Origin of the sequence: Kitasatospora sp. NPDC127060 (assembly GCF_042724935.1) — a bacterium.
Classification (GTDB): Bacteria; Actinomycetota; Actinomycetes; order Streptomycetales; family Streptomycetaceae; genus Kitasatospora.
Genome location: NZ_JBHXEG010000176.1, coordinates 1 through 3,849, shown reverse-complemented (window position 1 = coordinate 3,849; position 3,849 = coordinate 1). Strand labels below are relative to the sequence as shown.

At 75.4% G+C, this 3,849-nt stretch carries 2 protein-coding genes; both read right to left on the bottom strand.

Annotated features, from left to right (window positions below; all coding sequences use genetic code 11):
* On the bottom strand, positions 1–1,774 hold a 1,774-nt coding region (locus ACFWIS_RS40480), incomplete at its 3' end, for a type I polyketide synthase (RefSeq protein ID WP_380464043.1).
* Positions 1,771–3,849, bottom strand: a 2,079-nt coding sequence (locus ACFWIS_RS40475; RefSeq protein ID WP_380524384.1) for a beta-ketoacyl reductase, incomplete at its 5' end; no start/stop codon positions are given. The genes ACFWIS_RS40480 and ACFWIS_RS40475, both read right to left, overlap by 4 nt.

Genomic DNA, 3,849 nt, shown 5'->3' with positions numbered 1-3,849 from the left:
CCGCGTCGAACGCGCCCGCGAACACCGGGAACGCCCCGTACAACTCCCGGCCCATCCCCAGCCGCTGGGACCCCTGACCGGTGAACAGGAACACCGTCCTGCCGGAGCTCGCGGTCGCGCGGTCCGGGAGGGCGGCCAGCCCCGCCAGGAACTCCTCGCGCGTGGTCGCGGTGACGGCGGCCCGCTGCTCGAACAGCGGCGCCAGGGTGAGCGAGTGGGCGATGTCCGCCACGGCCAGCTCCGGGTTGGCCTCGACGTGGGCCCGCAGCTGCTCGGCCCGCACGCGCAAGGCCTCGGGGGTCTTCGCGGAGAGGATCCACGGCACCGCCGACGGCCGGGGCCCGGTCGGCTCGGCGGGCTCGCTCGACTCCTCGCCCTGCGGCGCCTGTTCGAGGATCAGGTGGGCGTTGGTGCCGCTGACGCCGAAGGCGGAGACGCCGGCCCGGCGGGGCGTGTCGGTGCTCGGCCACGGGTTGGCCTCGGCCAGCAGCCGGACGGCACCGGCCGACCAGTCCACGTGCGGGGTCGGCTCGTCGACGTGCAGGGTGCGCGGCAGCACGCCGTTCCGCATCGCCAGGACCATCTTGATCACGCCGGCGACACCGGCCGCGGCCTGGGTGTGCCCGATGTTCGACTTCACCGAGCCGAGCCACAGCGGCCGCTCCTCGGACCGCCCGCGGCCGTAGGTGGCGAGCAGTGCCTGGGCCTCGATCGGGTCACCGAGCCTGGTGCCGGTGCCGTGCGCCTCGACCGCGTCGATCTGGTCGGCGGTCAGCCGCGCGTTGGCGAGCGCCTGCCGGATGACGCGCTGCTGGGCGGGGCCGTTGGGGGCGGTCAGCCCGTTGGAGGCACCGTCCTGGTTGACGGCCGAGCCACGGATCACGGCCAGCACCGGGTGCCCGTTGCGCTTGGCGTCGGAGAGCCGCTCCAGCAGGAGCAGGCCCGCGCCCTCGCCCCAGCCGGTGCCGTCCGCCGCGGCGGCGAACGGCTTGCAGCGGCCGTCCGAGGCGAGCCCGCGCTGGCGGCTGAACTCGACGAAGACGCGCGGGGTGGACATCACCGTGACACCGCCGGCCAGCGCCAGGGTGCACTCGCCGCGGCGCAGCGCCTCGGCGGCCAGGTGCAGGGAGACCAGGGAGGCGGAGCAGGCGGTGTCCACCGTGACGGCCGGCCCTTCGAGGCCGAGCACGTAGGAGAGGCGGCCGGACAGGACGCTCGCGGCGTTGCCGGTGCCGATGTAGCCCTCCAGGCCCTCCTCGGGCGGCTGCCCGCCGAACAGGGAACCGTAGTCCTGGCCGTTGGTGCCCATGAACACGCCGGTGCGGCTCTCGCGAAGGGCCGCCGGGTCGAGGCCCGCGCCTTCGAGGGTCTCCCAGGCCACTTCGAGCATCACCCGCTGCTGCGGGTCCATGGCGCGCGCCTCGCGGGGGCTGATGCCGAAGAAGGCGGGGTCGAAGTCGGCTGCCCCGTCGAGGAATCCGCCCTCACGGACGTAGCTGGTGCCGGCCTTGTCCGGGTCGGGGTCATAGAGCGCGGCGAGGTCCCAGCCGCGGTCCTCGGGGAACGGGACGAGGGTGTCGGTTCCCGTCGCCAGCATGTCCCACATCTGCTCGGCCGAGCGCACGCCGCCGGGGAAGCGGCAGCCGATGCCGACGATCGCGATCGGCTCGTGGCTGCGGTCCTCGGTGTCCCGCAGGCGCCGGTTGGCGTCGTCCAGGTCGGCCGTGACCCGCTTGAGGTACTGGAGAAGCTTCTGTTCGTTGCTCATGTTCAGCGGGTTCCGTACTTCTGGTCGATGTAGGCGAAGAGGTCGTCCGCGCTGTCCAGCGCGGGGCTCTCGGAGGATTCGTCGGTTTCGGGGGACCCATCGGGTCCATGGGGCCCGGCGGCGGCGCGCGCGACCGCGAGGAGGGCCTCCAGGCGGCCCACCACCTCGGGGCCGAGGTCCGCGCCGTCGAGGCGGGGCAGTGCGCTCTCCAGCCGGCCGAGGTCGGCCAGCACCCGGGTGACGGCGGTGCCGCCGAGTTCGCCGTCCAGGAACCTGGCCAGCGCCTGCGGGCTCGGGTGGTCGAACACGACGGTCGCGGGAAGCGCGAGACCGGTCGCGGCGCCGAGGACGTTGCGCAGGTCGACCGCCATCAGGGAGTCGAAGCCGAGGTCACGGAACGGCCGGGTGGCGTCCACCTTGTCCGCGCTGCCGTGGCCGAGCACCGCGGCCGCCTGACTGCGGACCAGGTCGAGCAGCGCCGGCAGCCGGTCCTCGTCGGGCAGGGTCGCGAGCGCCTCGCGCGGCCCCGGACCGTCCGCGGCCCGTGGTGCCGCCTCGGGTATCGCGGACAGCAGGGGGCTCGGCCGTACGGCGGTGAACCCCGGGGCGAAGCGCCCCCAGTCGATGTCGACGACCGCCAGGCAGGCGTCGCCGTGGTCGAGTGCCTGCTGCAGCCCGTCGAGGGCGCGTGCGGGTGCCATGGCGCGCACGCCGTGCCGGCTGAGCCGCTCGCTCACGGCCGCCTCCCCGGCGGCCATGCCGCCGCCGTCCCAGGCGCCCCAGGCGATCGCGGTCGCGGGCAGCCCGTCGGCGCGGCGCTGCTCGGCGAAGGCGTCGAGGAATGCGTTGGCGGCGGCGTAGTTGGCCTGGCCGGAGCCTCCGACCGCACCGGAGAAGGAGGAGTAGAGCACGAACGCGCTCAGCTCCTGGGTCAGGGTCAGCTCGTGCAGGTTGCGGGTCGCCTCCACCTTGGGCCGCAGCACGGTGGCGAGTCGGTCGGGGGTGAGCGCCGTCAGGACGCCGTCGTCGAGCACGCCCGCCGTGTGCATCACCGCGGTGAGCGGGAACTCCTCCGGGACGGTCGCGAGCAGGGCGGCGAGCTGGTCGCGGTCGGCCACGTCGCAGGCCGCGACGGTGACCCGGGTGCCCCGCTCCTCCAGTTCCGCCGTGAGCGCACGGGCCCCGGCGGCCTCGGCGCCCCGACGGCTGGTCAGCAGCAGGTGTTCGGCACCGAGGTCGGCGAGTCGACGGGCGAGGTGCCCACCGAGCGCCCCGGTGCCGCCGGTGATCAGGACCGTACCGGACGGCCGCCACTCGGTGACCGGCGCGGCCGCCCGCTGGGCGCGCACCAGCCTGCGGACGTACAGACCGTCCCCGCGTACGGCCAGTTGGTCCTCGCCGCCCGAGCCGGCGAGTGCGCCGCACAGCCGGGCCAGCGAGACCTCATCGAAGGTCGGCGGCACGTCGATCAGCCCGCCCCAGCGGTCCGGGGCCTCCAGCGCCGCCGCCCGGCCCAGCCCCCAGACCTGAGCCTGCGCCGGGTCGGCGAGCCGCTCGGCCGGGCCGACAGCCACGGCACCCCGGGTCGCGCACCACAGCGGTGCGTCGATCCCCGCGTCGCCGAGCGCCTGCTGCAGGAGCAGCACGCCGGTGAGACCGGACTCGCCGGCGGCCGACGGCAGCCGCAGGACTCCGGACAACTCCTTTCCCTCGCCGATGACTTCGCGCAGCCGTACGGCCAGGTCCCGGCGGGTCCGGGCCGCGTCGGCCAGGTCCGCGCCGATCACCGTGGCGCCGCGGTCCGCCAGGGCGGCGCCCACTGCGTCGCGGTCGGCCCCGAGCACGAGCCACGTGCCGTCGAGCGTGACGGCCCCGGGGTCGCCGACGGCCCGCCAGACGGCCTTGTACTGCAGATCGGCCGAGGACGGGGCGGCCGACTCGGCCGAGCCCGCCGCGAGGGCCGTTCGGGGCCAGAGACGCTCGCGTTGGAAGGGGTACGTGGGCAGGTCGACCCGGTGCGCGCCCGAACCCTGGTACACGGCCGGCCAGTCGACGGTGACGCCCCAGCAGTGCAGGGCGCC